We start from the raw sequence: 14,948 nt of genomic DNA, 5'->3' as shown, positions 1-14,948 counted from the left end.
CCAAGACGTGGCGCGATTCGAGTGGTGGACTTCTACTGGTGGCCAGCGTGAACGCATCGACCTGATGCGATTCGTATTGCCTGTTCCTGCTCCGACGTAGGAGTCGTGCCCAAAGGGGGTGCGACGAAAAACAAAGGAGAGAGACCTCTTGGAAGGTCCTGAAATCACGTTCGCCGAAGCCGTCATCGACAATGGCAAGTTCGGCACCCGCACCATCCGGTTCGAAACCGGCCGTCTTGCGCAGCAGGCGCAGGGCTCGGCCGTCGCCTACATCGACGAAGAGACCATGCTGCTCTCGGCGACGTCCGTCTCCAAGCAGCCGAAGGACCACTTCGACTTCTTCCCGCTCACGATCGACGTCGAGGAGCGCATGTACGCCGCGGGTCGCATCCCGGGCTCGTTCTTCCGTCGCGAGGGCCGCCCCTCGACCGAGGCGATCCTCACCTGCCGCCTCATCGACCGCCCCCTGCGCCCCTCGTTCGTCGAGGGCCTGCGCAACGAGGTCCAGGTCGTCGTGACCGTGCTGGCCATCGAGCCCGACGAGCTCTACGACGTGCTCGCCATCAACGCCGCGTCGCTCTCGACGCAGCTCTCCGGCCTGCCCTTCTCGGGTCCGGTCGCCGGCGTGCGCGTCGCGCTCATCGACGGCCAGTGGGTCGCCTTCCCGAAGCACTCGCAGCTCGAGGACGCCGTGTTCAGCATGGTCGTCGCCGGTCGCGTCGTGACCGAGAAGGACGGCTCGCAGGATGTCGCGATCATGATGATCGAGGCCGAGGCCACCGACAACGCGTGGAACCTCATCCAGGCCGGCGCCGTCAAGCCCGACGAGACGGTCATCGCGCAGGGCATCGAGGCCTCGAAGCCCTTCATCAAGCAGCTCGTCGAGGCGCAGCAGCAGGTCGCCAAGACCGCGGCGAAGCCCACCGCCGACTACCCGACCTTCCCGCCGTACCAGGCCGAGGTCAAGGCAGCCGTCGAGGCGTTCGCGAGCGCCGAGCTCAAGGACGTCTACAAGATCGCCGGCAAGGTCGAGCGTCAGGACGCCGATGACGCGCTCAAGTCGCGCGTCAAGGAGCACGTCGCGACCAAGGTCGAAGCGGGCGAGCTGCCCGAGTCGGCCAACGCCGAGGTCTCCGCGGCCTACAAGTCGGTCACCAAGAAGGTCATGCGCACGCGCGTCCTCGAGGAGGGCGTCCGCATCGACGGCCGCGGCCTCGCCGACATCCGCCCGCTCGATGCCGAGGTGCAGGTCGTGCCCCGCGTGCACGGTTCGGCCATCTTCCAGCGCGGCGAGACCCAGATCCTGGGCATCACCACGCTGAACATGCTGAAGCTCGAGCAGTCGATCGACTCGCTGAGCCCGGTCACCAAGAAGCGCTACATGCACAACTACAACTTCCCGCCCTACTCGACCGGTGAGACCGGTCGCGTCGGGTCGCCGAAGCGTCGCGAGATCGGGCACGGCGCACTCGCCGAGCGCGCCCTCGTGCCGGTGCTGCCCACGCGCGAGGAGTTCCCCTACGCGATCCGCCAGGTCTCCGAGGCGCTCGGCTCCAACGGCTCGACGTCGATGGGCTCGGTCTGCGCCTCGACCCTGTCGCTCCTGAACGCGGGCGTGCCGCTGCGCGCCCCCGTCGCGGGCATCGCGATGGGCCTCATCTCCGACACCGTCGACGGCGAGACGCGCTACGCGGCCCTCACCGACATCCTCGGTGCCGAAGACGCGCTCGGCGACATGGACTTCAAGGTCGCCGGCACGAGCGAGTTCGTCACGGCGATCCAGCTCGACACGAAGCTCGACGGCATCCCCGCGTCGGTCCTCTCCGGTGCGCTGACGCAGGCCAAGGAGGCTCGCACGACGATCCTCGCCGTGCTGAACGCCGCCATCGACGCGCCCGACGAGATGGCCCCGACCGCGCCCCGCGTGATCTCGGTGCAGATCCCCGTCGACAAGATCGGCGAGCTGATCGGCCCGAAGGGCAAGACGATCAACGCGATCCAGGACGAGACCGGCGCCGACATCTCCATCGAGGAGGACGGCACCGTCTACATCGGCGCCGTCGACGGCCCGTCGGCCGAGGCCGCGCGTGCCCAGGTCAACGCGATCGCGAACCCGACCAACCCCGAGATCGGCGAGCAGTTCCTCGGAACCGTCGTCAAGATCGCGGCGTTCGGCGCGTTCGTCTCGCTCCTCCCGGGCAAGGACGGCCTGCTGCACATCAGCGAGGTGCGCAAGCTCGCCGGTGGCAAGCGAGTCGAGAACGTCGAAGACGTGCTCGGCGTCGGCCAGAAGATCCTCGTCGAGATCACGAAGATCGATGACCGCGGCAAGCTCTCGCTCGCCCCGGTCGTCGCGGAGGAGGCGGACACCGCCGGTCGCGAGACCGCCGGGACGCACACGGAGGAGCCCGCCGAGGGCGCCGACGCGTAGTCTCCACGTCGCATGACACGCGGATGCCCCGCCCGATTCGTTCGGGCGGGGCATCCGTCGTCTCCGCCGGGTTCGCTGCAACGCCCGCCGAGAGCGTGTCGTCGCGCGCCGCGGACGCGAACGGCCGCGTCACGACGGCCGGCGCGACCATTCGCGTCCGCGCAGGCCGCGCGCGTGACTAGTACAGGTTGCTCGCGCTGCTGCGGATCATCGCGTCGCGTTCCGCGAGCGCGGCCTCGGCGAGGGCACGGGCCTCGAGGCGCCGCCGAAGGAGCTCGGGGTCGTTGCGGCGGGCCGCCCGGCGGAGCCCCCACTCGGCGACGGAGAGGCCGCCCCGCACCGCGAGCGCGGCGAGGACTCCTGAGGGGGGCGAAAGGGTCGCGGTACTCATCTCACTGCTCCTTCTCGGATGCGCCGGCGGTCGCGTCGGCGGCGGAAGCCGTCGCTGCGTCGCTCGGCGTCGGTGTCGCCGCCCCACGCACGAGCGGGAAGGCGTTGACGTGGATCTGCACCGGCATCGAGCCGGGCGTCGGCGTTCGCTTGTAGGCGTCGATGAACTTCTTCAGCACGACGTCGATGTCGGCGACGAGCTCGGCGAGCTGCCCTGGCGTCAGGCGCAGGTTGATCGTGTCGCTCGTCGCGATGTCGAGCCACTCCTCGCCGAAGACGTGCTCGCCCTCGACGATGAACTCGCGGAGGTTCTGCTCGCGGCTGCGGAACCACTCCTCCTCGAGGAGCTTCACCGCCAACCGGTCGGCGCTGCCCGGTGCGAGGGTGCGGGCGTCGGGCACCGCGATCGACCCCGGCATGCGCTCCCACCAGCGTTCGCGGCCCTTGCCGCGCGTGGTGTCCTCGCGCACGAGCCCGGCGCGTTCGAGCTGTCGGAGGTGGTAGCTCATCGAGCCGCTGGACTCGCCGAGCCGCTCCCCGAGCCCGCTCGCCGTGAACGGCCCGTACGAGGAGAGCTCGTCGTAGATGCGCACCCGCAGGGGGTGGGCGAGCGACTTGAGGCTCGCCGACGGCAGCACATGGTCGATGCCGGGGTGGCGGGTGCTGCTCGGCTGCGAGGAGAGGTCGCGGGCGTCGTTGGAGGTCATGATGCAAAGATACCGCTGCAAAGAAAGTGTTGCAAGGATTTCTTTGCATTACATTCTTTGCATGTCCTCCGTCATGCTCGGCGCTGCAGGAGCGGCGCGAGGCGGTACGGGATCAGCTCACCCATCGCGAGCGAGGTCTCGGTGCGCTCGACCCCGTCGATCGCGAGGATCTCCCCGTCGATCCGGAAGAGGTCGTGCGCATCTCGGCAGACGACCCGCACCAGGAGGTCGACCGACCCGGAGAGTCCGTGCGCCTGGATGACCTCGGGGATCTCGCCCAGTCGATCCGCCACCTCGCCGAGCTGTCGCTGCCGCACATGCACCGACACGAACGCCTCGAGCGGGAAGCCGAGCGGCGTCGGGTCGATGCTGCGCTCGAACGAGAGGAATGCGCCGGATGCCTCGAGCTTGGCCATGCGCGCCTGCACGGTGTTGCGCGAGAGGCCGAGGCCGTCGGCCAGGGCCACGACGGTCGCGCGGGGATCGGCCCCGAGGGCGAGGAGCAGCGCTCGGTCCACATCGTCGTAGGCGGTCATACCGCCACACGATAGCACCGCCCGACGGCGCCTGATTGCGCAAGATGCTCAACAGATTCACTCATGCTTGAGCGCAGTGCTGGATCGACGTAGTCTCACGGTATCCGGCAACGCCGCCGGGTGCGGCTGCTCACGAGGCGGCCGCCGAGCGCGAGGATCCTCCGATGACCCCATCCGACCGACACGCCACCGGGCTCCTGACCAGGCCCGACGAGTTCGTGCAACTCATCACACCGACGGGCGAGCGACGTTCCGATCCCGAGCTCGACCCCTGGGTCGCCGACATCGACACGGACGCCCTGAGCGCACTCCACCGCGACATGGTCGTCGTGCGCCGCCTCGACACCGAGGCCACGGCGCTGCAGCGCCAGGGCCAGCTCGGACTCTGGCCGCCGCTGTCCGGCCAGGAGGCCGCGCAGATCGGCTCCGCCCGTGCGCTCCGCGAGGACGACTTCGCCTTCTCCAGCTACCGCGAGCACGCGGTGGCCTGGGTCCGCGGCGTCGGCCCCGCAGACCTGCTCCGCGTCTGGCGCGGTGCCGCGGCATCCGGCTGGAACCCGTACGAGCACGGCATGGCCGTGCCGCAGATCATCATCGGCGCACAGGCGCTGCACGCGACGGGCTGGGCGATGGGCGCGAGGTGGGACGACACGGATGCCGCAGCCGTCGCGTACTTCGGCGACGGTGCGACGAGCGAGGGCGACGTGAACGAGGCCCTCGTCTTCGCCGCGAGCTTCGACGCGCCCGTGGTCTTCTTCTGCCAGAACAACCAGTGGGCGATCTCGGAGCCCGTCGGGCTCCAGTCGAGGCAGCCGCTCGCACGCCGGGCGGACGGCTTCGGCATCCCGGGCGTCCGGGTCGACGGCAACGACGTGCTCGCGGTCATGGCGACCACGCGCATCGCGTTGGACCGCGCGCGTCGCGGCGAGGGCCCCACGTTCATCGAGGCGGTCACCTACCGCATGGGCCCCCACACGACCGCCGACGACCCGAAGCGGTACCGCGGCGAGGACGAGCTCGCGGAGTGGCGTGGCCGCGACCCGATCGCGAGGGTCGCGGCGCTGCTCGCGGCATCCGGTGCCGATGTCGCGGCGGTCGAGCGCGAGGCGGGGGAGGAGGCCGACCGCATGGCCGCCGACCTGCGTACGGCGATCACCTCGATCGCCGACCCCGAGCCGCTCAGCGTCTTCGACCACGTCTACGCCGAGCCGCACGCCCACCTCGACCGGCAGCGCGAGCACTACACGCGCTACCTCGGGCAGTTCGACGACGCGGCCGGCGCCGCAGCGCCCGCGCGGGGAGGCTCGCGATGACCACGCTCACCCTCGGCGGCGCTCTGAATGCCGGCCTTCGTCGCTCGCTCGCGGGAGACGACAAGGTCGTGCTCCTCGGCGAGGACATCGGCACCCTCGGCGGCGTCTTCCGCATCACCGACGGGCTGAAGGCCGAGTTCGGCGCCCACCGCGTCGTCGACACGCCCCTCTCGGAGGCCGGCATCGTCGGCACCGCCGTGGGCCTGGCGTACCGCGGCTACCGTCCCGTGGTGGAGATCCAGTTCGACGGGTTCATCTACCCCGGGTTCGACCAGATCGTCGCGCAGGTCGCGAAGCTGCACTACCGCTCGCACGGCAACGTGCGGATGCCGATCACCATCCGCGTCCCGTTCGGCGGCGGCATCGGCGCGGCCGAGCACCACTCCGAATCGCCCGAGGCGTACTTCGCGCACACGGCCGGCCTCCGCGTCGTGGCGTGCTCGGATGCCGCCGACGCCTACGTCATGATCCAGCAGGCCATCGCGAGCGACGATCCCGTGCTGTTCTTCGAACCCAAGCGCCGGTACCACGTGAAGGGCGAGGTCGACGAGACCGCGAGCCTCGCGGACGCGAAGCCGATGGGCGTCGCCTCCGTCGTGGCATCCGGAACCGACGTCACCCTCGTGACCTACGGCGCGCTCGTGCAGACCGCCCGCGATGCGGCCACCGCGGCCCGTGAGGACGGCGTCTCGATCGAGGTCATCGACCTGCGCTCGCTCTCGCCGATGGACCTCTCGACCGTCGCGGCATCCGTGCGCCGTACGGGGCGGCTCGTGATCACGCACGAGGCCGGCCAGCAGGTCGGGCTCGGCGCCGAGATCGCGGCGAGCATCACCGAGCGGTGCTTCGAGTTCCTCGAGGCTGCCCCGGTGCGCATCACCGGCCACGACATCCCGTATCCGCCCGCGAAGCTCGAGCGTCACCACCTGCCGGACCTCGACCGCATCCTCGACGGCGTCGATCGCGTGCTCGGACGCCCGAACTCGCTGAGCGGGGTGGAGGCGTGAGCATGATCCGCGAGTTCCCGCTGCCCGACCTCGGAGAGGGCCTGACCGAGTCCGAGGTCGTCGCCTGGCGCGTCGCCGTCGGCGACCGCGTCGAGCTGAACCAGATCGTCGCCGACGTCGAGACCGCCAAGGCCGTCGTCGAACTGCCGACGCCCTACGCGGGCGTCATCACCGCACTGCACGCCGTCGAGGGCGAGACGGTCAACGTCGGCGAACCGCTCTTCTCCTGCGAGACGGGTGACGGCGCGTCCGGCGACAGCCTGCCGGGTGCGCCGGCGACGGATGCCTCGGAGCCGACGCCCGGCGATGCCGATGCGCCCTCCGCCACGACGCCCGAGCGGGTTCCGGATGCGGCGCCTGGCCCGAACCTCGTCGGCTACGGCGCTCGCGACGAGGGCGGCCCGAAGCGGCGAGCGCGTCGCGCGGCGCTCGCCGCCGACCTCGTGCCCCAGTCCGTGGTCGGTGGCGACGGGGACGCCGCAGCCGCCGCGACGACCGTCGCCGCCGAGCACGTGGTCCCCCGACCCGAGCGGCCGCGGTCCACGCCGCCCGTCCGCAAGCTCGCCCGCGATCTCGGCGTCGACCTCGAGTCCGTGCCCGGCACGGGGGAGCGCGGGCTCATCACGCGCGCCGACGTGGAGGCGGCGGCATCCGCCGGACCCGCTGCCGACGGCCGGCCGACGGACGCCACGGCCGGGGGCGAACGACGCATGGAGGCGCCCTCGGACGTGCGCATCCCGATCCGCGGCGTGCGCAAGCACACGGCGGCGGCCATGGTCCGCAGCGCGTTCACGGCCCCGCACGTCACCGAGTTCCTCACGATCGACGTGACCGCGACCATGGACTTCGTGCGGGGGCTCCGGGAGGATCGCGCCTTCGCCGGCCACCGCATCACGCCGCTCGCCGTCGTGGCGAAGGCCGTCTGCCTCGCGGCCCGCCGCACGCCCGAGGTCAACGCGCGCTGGGAGGAGGACACCCAGCAGATCGTGCAGTTCGCGGGCGTGAACCTCGGCATCGCCGCCGCCACGGATCGCGGGCTCGTCGTGCCCAACGTCAAGGCCGCCGATCGGCTGACCCTCGTCGAGCTGGCCGACGCCATCGGCGAGCTCGCGACCACCGCCCGCGAGGGGCGCACCGCCCCGGCGGACCTGACCGGCGGCACGATCTCGATCACGAACGTCGGCGTCTTCGGCATCGACGCCGGCACGCCGATCCTGAACCCCGGCGAGGCGGCCATCCTCGCGATGGGCGCCGTGCGCCGGCTCCCATGGGAGCATCGCGGCGAGATCGCCCTGCGCGAGGTCATGACGCTGAGCCTCTCGTTCGACCACCGGCTGGTCGACGGGCAGCAGGGCGCGGCCTTCCTCACGGATGTCGGCGCGATCCTCCGCGACCCGGCACGCGCGCTGACGATGGTCTGAGCGCGCGTCGCGCGGTGCGGCCGGCGGATGTGGCGCGCGCCGGCCATGCGCGGGAAAATGGGGGAATGGACGCATCAGGCACCCTCGATCCCGAGCAGACGGCGGCCGACCTGGCCCCGACGGGGTTCACCCACGCCGACGACCGGCTGCTCGCGACCTTCACGACGGCCGACTTCGCGAGCGCGGTCCGCCTGCTCGATGCGGTGGCCGTCGTCGCCGACGAGTCGAACCACCATCCCGACGTGCACCTCGGGTGGGGCCGCGTGACCTTCGAGCTCTCCTCCCACGATGCCGGGGGCGTCACCGGGCGGGACGTCGAGCTCGCGCGTCGCATCCGCGCGCTCGCCGACCAGCAGGGCGCGCGGCCGAACTGACCCGGCCGCGCCGCGCGAACGGGGCGACGTCGGACGTCGGCTCGCGGCATCCGTCGCTCGCGCCGATCCCGGCGCGGCCCGGCTCGTCAGTCGAGCCGGTGGAACTCGCCGTCGACGCGCCGGAACCCGCAGCGCTCGAGCACGGCGACGGATGCCGCGTCGCCGGCCGGCTTCGCGTGCACGGGGCGCGGCAGCGTGTCGACGAAGAGCCGCAGGGCGCGCACGCGCACGGCTTCGCCGAGTTCGGCGGGCAGCGCGTCGAGCGAGACGACGATCACCTCGCCCTCCCGGACGCTCTCGAGCTCGCCGACGATCTCGCCGTCGGCGCGGACCGTGCGGCGCACGAGCCCCGTCGCGGATGTGTCGTGGTGCGGGTTTCGGTGCAGGGTGTCGAGATCCGTGTCGCGGGTCGCGCGCAGGGTCACGACATGAGGCTCGCCCATGCCATCTCCTCGAGGATGCCGCGGACGGTGCCGTCGGCGGGTCTGCGCCCAGGGGTGCGGGCGCTGTGGGGTGTGGAGTTCAGCAGTCCGAAGGCGGCGTGTGCCCGGAACCGCAGTTCCACCTCGGCCCGGTCGGGCCTGAGCTCTGCGAGGGTGGCGACCCAGTGCTCGACGTAGCGGCGCTGCAGCGAGCGCACGTCGTGGCGGACGCCGGGGTCGAGCTGTTCGAGTTCGCGGTCCTGCACGACGATGACGTCGGCGTCGGCGAGGGCGAAGTCCACGTGGAACGCGATCAGCGAGCGCAGGGCGGATGCCGCGTCGGGGGCGTTCGCGAGCACCTCGTCGGCGCCGTCGAGCAGCGACCGGCTGGCACCCTCGAGGATCGCGGCGAGAACGGCCGACTTGCCGGAGAAGTGGCGGTAGACGGCCGGCCCGCTGACGCCGACGGCCGCGCCGAGGTCTTCGATGGTCACGCCGGCGTACCCGCGGTCGGCGAAGAGGCGCGCTGCGGCGGTGAGGATGGCGGCGCGCCGGTCGGCCTTCTGCCGCCCCCGCTCGGTCAACGGCTCGCCCGTGAACTCGGGCGACGTCGTCGACGTGGGTGTGCTTGCCATTTGCCTGCCTGCTCGCTACTCTCGGGAAATCGAGTTAGTGAACACTAACCGAAAATCGCGGCGCGGCACAAGAGGCTCGCCACGAGCACGCGGAGGGCCGATGCCGACACTCACGACCATGGTCGACCAGCGCGACGACGCCGCGCGGCGCAACGCCGACGGGCACGCCGCACTCGTCGATGAGTTGCGCGACCGCCTCGCCGCCGCCGCGCTCGGCGGCCCGGAGGCCTCGCGCGACCGGCACGTGGCGCGCGGCAAGCTCCTGCCCCGCGATCGCGTCGACCGGCTGCTCGACGAGGGCAGCCCGTTCCTCGAGCTCTCGCCGCTCGCGGCCGACGGCCTGTACGACGACCAGACCCCCGGGGCCGGCATCATCACGGGGGTCGGCCTCGTGCACGGCCGGCCGGTCGTGGTCGTCTGCAACGACCCGACCGTCAAGGGCGGTACCTACTACCCGATGACGGTCAAGAAGCACCTCCGCGCCCAGGAGGTCGCCCGAGAGCACCGCCTCCCGTGCGTGTACCTCGTCGACTCCGGCGGCGCCTACCTGCCCATGCAGGATGACGTGTTCCCCGATCGCGAGCACTTCGGCCGCATCTTCTACAACCAGGCCCAGCTCTCCTCGCTGCGCATCCCGCAGCTCGCGGCCGTGCTCGGGTCGTGCACCGCCGGTGGCGCCTACGTGCCGGCGATGAGCGACGAGTCCGTGATCGTGCGCGAGCAGGGAACGATCTTCCTCGGCGGCCCGCCCCTCGTGAAGGCCGCGATCGGCGAGGTCGTCACGCCCGAGGAGCTCGGCGGCGGGGAGCTGCACTCGAGGGTGTCGGGGGTCACGGACCACCTCGCCGACGACGACGAGCACGCCCTCGAGCTCGTGCGCGACATGGTCGCCACCCTCCCGCCCGAGGCGCCGCGCGCCTGGGCCGTGCGCGAGCCCAGGCCGCCGGCGGTGGACCCTGCGACGCTCACGGCCGCGGTGCCGGTGGGCGTCGCCCAGCCGTACGACGTGCGCGAGGTCATCGCCCGTCTCGTCGATGCGAGCGAGTTCAGCGAGTTCAAGCCCGACTACGGTGACACCCTGGTCACCGGCTTCGCGCACCTCGACGGGCACCCGGTCGGCGTCGTGGCGAACAACGGCGTGCTCTTCAGCGAGTCGGCCATGAAGGGCGCCCACTTCATCGAGCTCTGCGACCAGCGGGGCATCCCGCTCGTGTTCCTGCAGAACATCTCCGGGTTCATGGTCGGCCGCGACGCGGAGGCCGGCGGCATCGCGAAGCACGGGGCGAAGATGGTCACCGCCGTCGCCACCACCCGGGTCCCGAAGCTGACCGTCGTGATCGGCGGTTCGTTCGGAGCCGGCAACTACTCGATGTGCGGGCGCGCGTACTCGCCGCGCTTCCTCTGGATGTGGCCGAACGCCCGCATCTCCGTCATGGGCGGCGAGCAGGCGGCATCCGTGCTCTCGACGGTGAAGGGCGACCAGCTGGCGATCAAGGGCGAACCGTGGTCGGATGCAGCGGCCGAGGCCTTCGCGGCCCCGATCCGCGAGCAGTACGAGCAGCAGGGCAGCCCGTACCACTCGACCGCAAGGCTCTGGGACGACGGCATCATCGACCCCGCCGACACCCGCACGGTGCTCGCCATGGCGCTCGAACTGGCAAGCCGGACGCCGCTGCCCGAGCCGCGGTTCGGACTCTTCCGCATGTGACCGCGGCCTGACCGCGCGGCGGATGCGCCATCGGGCGTCTCCGGCATGCCAGAGTGTTCCCGTACGCGGATCGCGGATGGGGGCGGCATGCAGCGACCACTGGCCGGGTTGACGAGGCGGAACCTCGGCACCGAGCTGTTGGCGGGGGTCACCCTGATCGCGATCGCGATCCCGCTCAACATCGGCTACGCCCAGATCGCCGGGCTTCCCGCGACGGCCGGTCTCTACGCGCTCATCGTGCCGACCGTGGCCTACGCGCTGGTCGTCGCGTCGCGGCAGGTGGTGGCCTCCCCGGACGCCGCGGCGGCCGCCCTGGTCGCCTCCTCGATCGGCGGGCTCGCGGCGGCGGGCAGCGAGGACTACGCCACCATGGCGCTCGCGCAGGCGATCATCTGCGGCGTCATGTTCGCGCTGCTCTCGGTCTTCAAGCTCGGGTTCCTCGCGAACTTCCTCTCCAAGCCCATCTTGATCGGCTTCGTCGGCGGCCTGGCCCTGGACATCATGGTCAGCCAGGTCGCCAAGATGCTCGGCGTGAAGATCGACTCCGGCGGCGAGTTCGTCGACAAGGTGGTCGGGCTCGTGAGCGGGCTCGGCACGACCAACGCCTGGTCGTTGGCCATCTCCGCTGGCTCGGTCGCGGTGCTCCTGCTGGGCCGGAGGTACCTCCGCGCGGTGCCCTGGGCGCTCGTGGTGCTCGTGCTCACGACGGTGCTCGTGGTCGTCGTCGACCTCGACGACGCCGGCGTGGCCGTGCTCGGGGAGGTGCCCGCCGGTCCGCCGACGATCACCTGGCCGGTGCTCGAGTGGACGACCTGGCTCGCCCTCGTCCCCTCCGCCATCGCGCTCACGCTCGTCACCACCGCCGAGGGCCTGCTCGTCTCCCGCTCGTACTCCGAGCGACGCCGCTATCCGTTCCGCGCCAACCGCGACCTCATGGCCTTCGGCGTCGCGAACATCGCCGCAGGTGCGCAGGGCAGCTTCGCGGTGGGGTCCTCCACCTCGCGCACGGCGGCGATGGACCAGGCCGGGTCGCGCACCCAGCTGCCCTCGATGGTGCTCGCCGTCGGCACGCTGCTCCTGCTGCTGTTCGGCACGGCTCTCCTCGCCGACATCCCGTCTCCCGCGATCGGCGCGGTCGTCGGCGTCGCGATCATCCCCCTCCTCGGAATCCGCGAGTTCGCCGACCTCTGGCGCAAGGACCGATTCGAGTTCGTCGTCGGCGCGGTCTGCTTCCTGGTGACCCTGTTCGTGGGGGCGATCCCCGGCATCGTGGTCGCGTTCACGCTGGCACTCATCAATCTCGCGAAGCGCGCCGCCAACCCGGCCATCGACGTCCTCCTCGACTCCGGCGACCCCGGCGAGTCGCTGCTCGACGACGCGCCGGCCGGCACCACCACGGCGCCGGGCGTCGTCGTCATCCGCCTCGCCGCGCCCCTGTTCTTCGCGAACGGCAGCGTCTTCACCTCCGCGGTGAAGCGCGCGGTGACCTCGGCGGAGGGTGAGCCCGTGCACGACGTGGTCGTCGACATGGAGGCCGTGACCGACATCGACGTCACCGGGGCCGAGGAATTCGAGGCGCTGAAGGCGTGGCTCGCCCGCACCGGCGTGGCGCTGTCCTTCAGCCGCATGCGCGAGCCCGCCCGCCTCCGACTCGTGCAGCTCGGCCTCCTCGGCGACGAGCGGGTCTTCGAGACCAACCGCGCGGCGATCGCCGCCCTGACCACGACGGCGCCGGGATCCGGCGCCACCAGAGAGAAGAGCACACCATGAACGGCGCCATCGGCGGCATCCTCCCGCTCGCCCTGGGTGTGGCGATCAGCCCCATCCCGATCATCGCGGCGATCCTCATGCTCCTCTCGCCGAAGGCGCGCGTGACGAGCGTCGGCTTCCTGCTCGGCTGGCTCATCGGCATCATCGTGGCCGTCGGCGTGTTCACCGCGCTCGCCTCGGTGCTGCCCGAGTCCGATCCCGACGCGTCCAAGCCGATCAAGGGCGCCATCCAGTTGCTGCTGGGCGCCGCGTTGCTCTTCCTCGCCGTCGGCCAGTGGCGCAAGCGCCCGCGGGAGGGCGTCGAGCCCGCGCTGCCGAAGTGGATGCAGGCCATCGACAAGCTCAGCTTCTTCGGTGCCTTCGGCCTGGCCTTCCTGCTGTCGGCGCTGAACCCGAAGAACCTCATCATGGCGGCCGGGGCCGGCGCCGAGATCGGCGACGCACAGCTCGACACGGGAGAGCTCGTGCTCGTCATCGCGATCTACGTCCTGATCGCGGCATCCACCGTGGCCATCCCGGTCATCGCCTACCTCATCGCGTCCGAGCGGCTGCGCGGACCCCTCGATGCGCTGCGGGTCTGGCTCGGGCAGGAGAACGCGATCATCATGGCGGTCCTGCTGCTCGTGATCGGCGTCTCGATGATCGGCAAGGGCATCGGCAGCTTCTGAGCCGTTCCGCGGCGCTCGGGCACAGCCCGGTGCGCGGCATCCGCTCGTGCCCTGGCGATCAGGACCCGGATGCCGCCGCCGCGCGCTCGACCGCCGCGATCGCCTGCTCCACGCCGCCGCGCCACGGCGCACCGTGACCCGGGATCACCCACGTGGCACCGAGCCCGGAGATGCGCTGGAGGGAGGCGATGGCCTCGGCCGGGTCGTCGGTGAAGGGCGCCGGCTGCGGACCCTCGGTTCCCGTGAGTACGTGTCGGGTGGTGAGGCCGTCGCCCACGAAGACCGCGTCGACCGACGGGACGTGGATGGCGATGCTGCCGGGGGAGTGGCCGGGGAGCGAGATGATCTCGGGCGCACCCGGCAGGTCGAGCACGTCGCCGTCGCGGACGGCGACGACCTCGGCGAGCGGCGTGGTGCGCAGTCCGTCCTTGCGCAGGGCGTACCAGAGGAACCTCGTCGTGGCGCCGAGGCGCATGCGTCCCCACTCGGGCTTGGTCGACTCCTCGCCCTTGGCGCGGGCGGCGTCGGCCTCGTGCACGAAGACGGGAACGCCGTGGTCGCGGCGCAGGCGCTCGGCGAAGCCGATGTGGTCGCTGTCGCCGTGGGTGAGCACGACGCCGCGCACGTCGTCGAGCGAGCGACCCATGGCGTCGAGCTCGGCCAGCAGCTCCGTCCACTGGCCGGCGAAGCCGGCGTCGATGATCGTCACGCCGTCGGGCGAGTCGACGAGGTGGACCGCGACGATGTCGTTGCCGATCCGGTGGAGCGAGTGTGCGAGCTGCATGCGAGCGGGCCTTCCGTGTGGGGGATCGTGGCGTGGTGGCGATGGCTACGATACATAGCTATGATGGCTAACGTCAATAGCCATTGATCTGGAGGTACCGGATGCCGACGCCTGATCGCACATCACTCGCCGAGATCGTCGAGGCCGGCCGGTCGCTGCTCGAGCAGCACGGCCTCGACGGGCTCACCATGCAGGCCGTGGCCGCCCGCGTCGGCGTGCGGGCGCCCTCGCTCTACAAGCGCGTGGCCGGCCGCGAGTCCCTCATCGCCCTCGTGGCCGAGGCGACCCTCCGCGACCTCGCCGAGGCGGCCGAGCGTGCATCGGCCGCAGCAGGCGCGGATCCGGGGGCCCGCCTCGGCGCCCTTGCGCGAGCCGTCCGCGACTTCGCCCACCGGCGACCCGTCGCGTACGGCCTCGTGTTCTCGCCCGGCGCCGAACAGCGGCTGGACCCCGACCTGCTCGCCCAGGCGAGCGCGCCGGTGCTCCGGGCGGCCGCCGACCTCGCCGGCGAGGAGCGCGCACTCGACGCCGCGCGCACCTTCACGGCGTGGGCCAACGGCTTCGTGGGCATGGAGCTCTCGGGCGCGTTCCGCCTCGGCGGCGACGTCGAGCGCGCCTTCGAGTACGGCGTCGAGGCCATGGCCGCGGCGGTCGGCGGCGCTGGGGCGGCTGCGCGGTCCTGACGGGGGGTCCGCCTGCTTGCGATTTCAGTTAATCCTCACTAACATCGGATCCAGTTAGTGCGCGTTAACCGACTCTGGTCCGCGCCGACCCGCAGAGAG

At 71.5% G+C, this 14,948-nt stretch carries 15 protein-coding genes; 9 read left to right on the top strand and 6 right to left on the bottom strand.

Features of this window, described 5'->3' with window-relative positions:
* The first annotated feature begins 148 nt into the window (after window positions 1-148).
* Window positions 149-2,431 carry a polyribonucleotide nucleotidyltransferase gene (locus GQQ95_RS13315; RefSeq protein WP_157428155.1) on the top strand — a complete coding sequence of 761 codons (2,283 nt, stop codon included), beginning with the start codon at window positions 149-151 and terminating at the stop codon, window positions 2,429-2,431.
* Between the two features lie 178 nt (window positions 2,432-2,609).
* Here the strand turns inward: GQQ95_RS13315 and GQQ95_RS13310 are convergent, their stop codons facing one another.
* The 3 genes from GQQ95_RS13310 to GQQ95_RS13300 form a co-directional block, all read right to left on the bottom strand.
* On the bottom strand, window positions 2,610-2,822 hold the full coding sequence (locus GQQ95_RS13310; RefSeq protein WP_157428154.1) for a hypothetical protein: 213 nt from the start codon (window positions 2,820-2,822) through the stop codon (window positions 2,610-2,612).
* Window position 2,823: 1 nt separating this feature from the next.
* Window positions 2,824-3,528 (bottom strand): ArsR/SmtB family transcription factor, encoded by a 705-nt coding sequence (locus GQQ95_RS13305; protein ID WP_157428153.1) that lies wholly within the window; start codon window positions 3,526-3,528, stop codon window positions 2,824-2,826.
* A 71-nt stretch (window positions 3,529-3,599) separates the two neighbouring features.
* Window positions 3,600-4,064 carry an Lrp/AsnC family transcriptional regulator gene (locus GQQ95_RS13300; protein WP_157428152.1) on the bottom strand — a complete coding sequence of 155 codons (465 nt, stop codon included), beginning with the start codon at window positions 4,062-4,064 and terminating at the stop codon, window positions 3,600-3,602.
* Window positions 4,065-4,228: 164 nt separating this feature from the next.
* On the opposite strand from GQQ95_RS13300, the gene pdhA reads away from it, so the two are divergent.
* The 4 genes from pdhA (at window position 4,229) to GQQ95_RS13280 (ending at window position 8,179) form a co-directional block, all read left to right on the top strand.
* Complete coding sequence (pdhA, locus tag GQQ95_RS13295) at window positions 4,229-5,377, top strand: pyruvate dehydrogenase (acetyl-transferring) E1 component subunit alpha (protein ID WP_157428151.1); 1,149 nt, start codon at window positions 4,229-4,231, stop codon at window positions 5,375-5,377.
* Window positions 5,374-6,384, top strand: coding sequence for an alpha-ketoacid dehydrogenase subunit beta (locus tag GQQ95_RS13290; RefSeq protein ID WP_157428150.1), 1,011 nt, complete (start codon window positions 5,374-5,376; stop codon window positions 6,382-6,384). The genes pdhA and GQQ95_RS13290 overlap by 4 nt, the downstream gene beginning before the upstream one ends.
* A 2-nt stretch (window positions 6,385-6,386) precedes the next feature.
* Complete coding sequence (locus GQQ95_RS13285; protein WP_157428149.1) at window positions 6,387-7,805, top strand: dihydrolipoamide acetyltransferase family protein; 1,419 nt, start codon at window positions 6,387-6,389, stop codon at window positions 7,803-7,805.
* Window positions 7,806-7,870: 65 nt separating this feature from the next.
* The gene (locus tag GQQ95_RS13280) at window positions 7,871-8,179 is read left to right on the top strand and encodes a 4a-hydroxytetrahydrobiopterin dehydratase (RefSeq protein WP_157428148.1); all 309 of its coding nucleotides are present in this window, start codon (window positions 7,871-7,873) and stop codon (window positions 8,177-8,179) included.
* An 86-nt stretch (window positions 8,180-8,265) separates the two neighbouring features.
* Here GQQ95_RS13280 and GQQ95_RS13275 read toward each other — a convergent pair whose 3' ends face one another.
* Window positions 8,266-8,622 carry a hypothetical protein gene (locus tag GQQ95_RS13275; RefSeq protein ID WP_157428147.1) on the bottom strand — a complete coding sequence of 119 codons (357 nt, stop codon included), beginning with the start codon at window positions 8,620-8,622 and terminating at the stop codon, window positions 8,266-8,268.
* Window positions 8,601-9,236, bottom strand: coding sequence for a TetR/AcrR family transcriptional regulator (locus GQQ95_RS13270; RefSeq protein ID WP_157428146.1), 636 nt, complete (start codon window positions 9,234-9,236; stop codon window positions 8,601-8,603). The genes GQQ95_RS13275 and GQQ95_RS13270 overlap by 22 nt, the downstream gene beginning before the upstream one ends.
* Window positions 9,237-9,354: 118 nt before the next feature.
* On the opposite strand from GQQ95_RS13270, the gene GQQ95_RS13265 reads away from it, so the two are divergent.
* From GQQ95_RS13265 to GQQ95_RS13255, 3 genes are all read left to right on the top strand, one after another.
* The gene (locus tag GQQ95_RS13265; RefSeq protein ID WP_246205505.1) at window positions 9,355-10,944 is read left to right on the top strand and encodes a carboxyl transferase domain-containing protein; all 1,590 of its coding nucleotides are present in this window, start codon (window positions 9,355-9,357) and stop codon (window positions 10,942-10,944) included.
* Between the two features lie 87 nt (window positions 10,945-11,031).
* Complete coding sequence (locus GQQ95_RS13260) at window positions 11,032-12,714, top strand: SulP family inorganic anion transporter (RefSeq protein WP_157428144.1); 1,683 nt, start codon at window positions 11,032-11,034, stop codon at window positions 12,712-12,714.
* Window positions 12,711-13,382: a GAP family protein gene (locus GQQ95_RS13255; protein WP_157428143.1), complete on the top strand. Its 672-nt coding sequence runs from the start codon at window positions 12,711-12,713 to the stop codon at window positions 13,380-13,382. The genes GQQ95_RS13260 and GQQ95_RS13255 overlap by 4 nt, the downstream gene beginning before the upstream one ends.
* Window positions 13,383-13,440: 58 nt before the next feature.
* On the opposite strand, the gene GQQ95_RS13250 is transcribed toward GQQ95_RS13255, so the two are convergent.
* A complete protein-coding gene (locus GQQ95_RS13250; protein ID WP_157428142.1) occupies window positions 13,441-14,166 on the bottom strand; it encodes an MBL fold metallo-hydrolase in 726 nt (241 codons plus the stop codon).
* 101 nt (window positions 14,167-14,267) lie between these two features.
* On the opposite strand from GQQ95_RS13250, the gene GQQ95_RS13245 reads away from it, so the two are divergent.
* Entirely contained in the window at window positions 14,268-14,849 is a 582-nt protein-coding gene (locus GQQ95_RS13245) for a TetR/AcrR family transcriptional regulator (protein WP_157428141.1), read from the top strand.
* Window positions 14,850-14,948: the final 99 nt, after the last annotated feature.

Origin of the sequence: Agromyces salentinus, assembly GCF_009749395.1 — a bacterium.
GTDB classification, from domain to species: domain Bacteria; phylum Actinomycetota; class Actinomycetes; order Actinomycetales; family Microbacteriaceae; genus Agromyces; species Agromyces salentinus.
The sequence above is the reverse complement of the archived record's forward strand: the minus strand, read 5'-3'. Positions and strand labels throughout refer to the sequence as shown.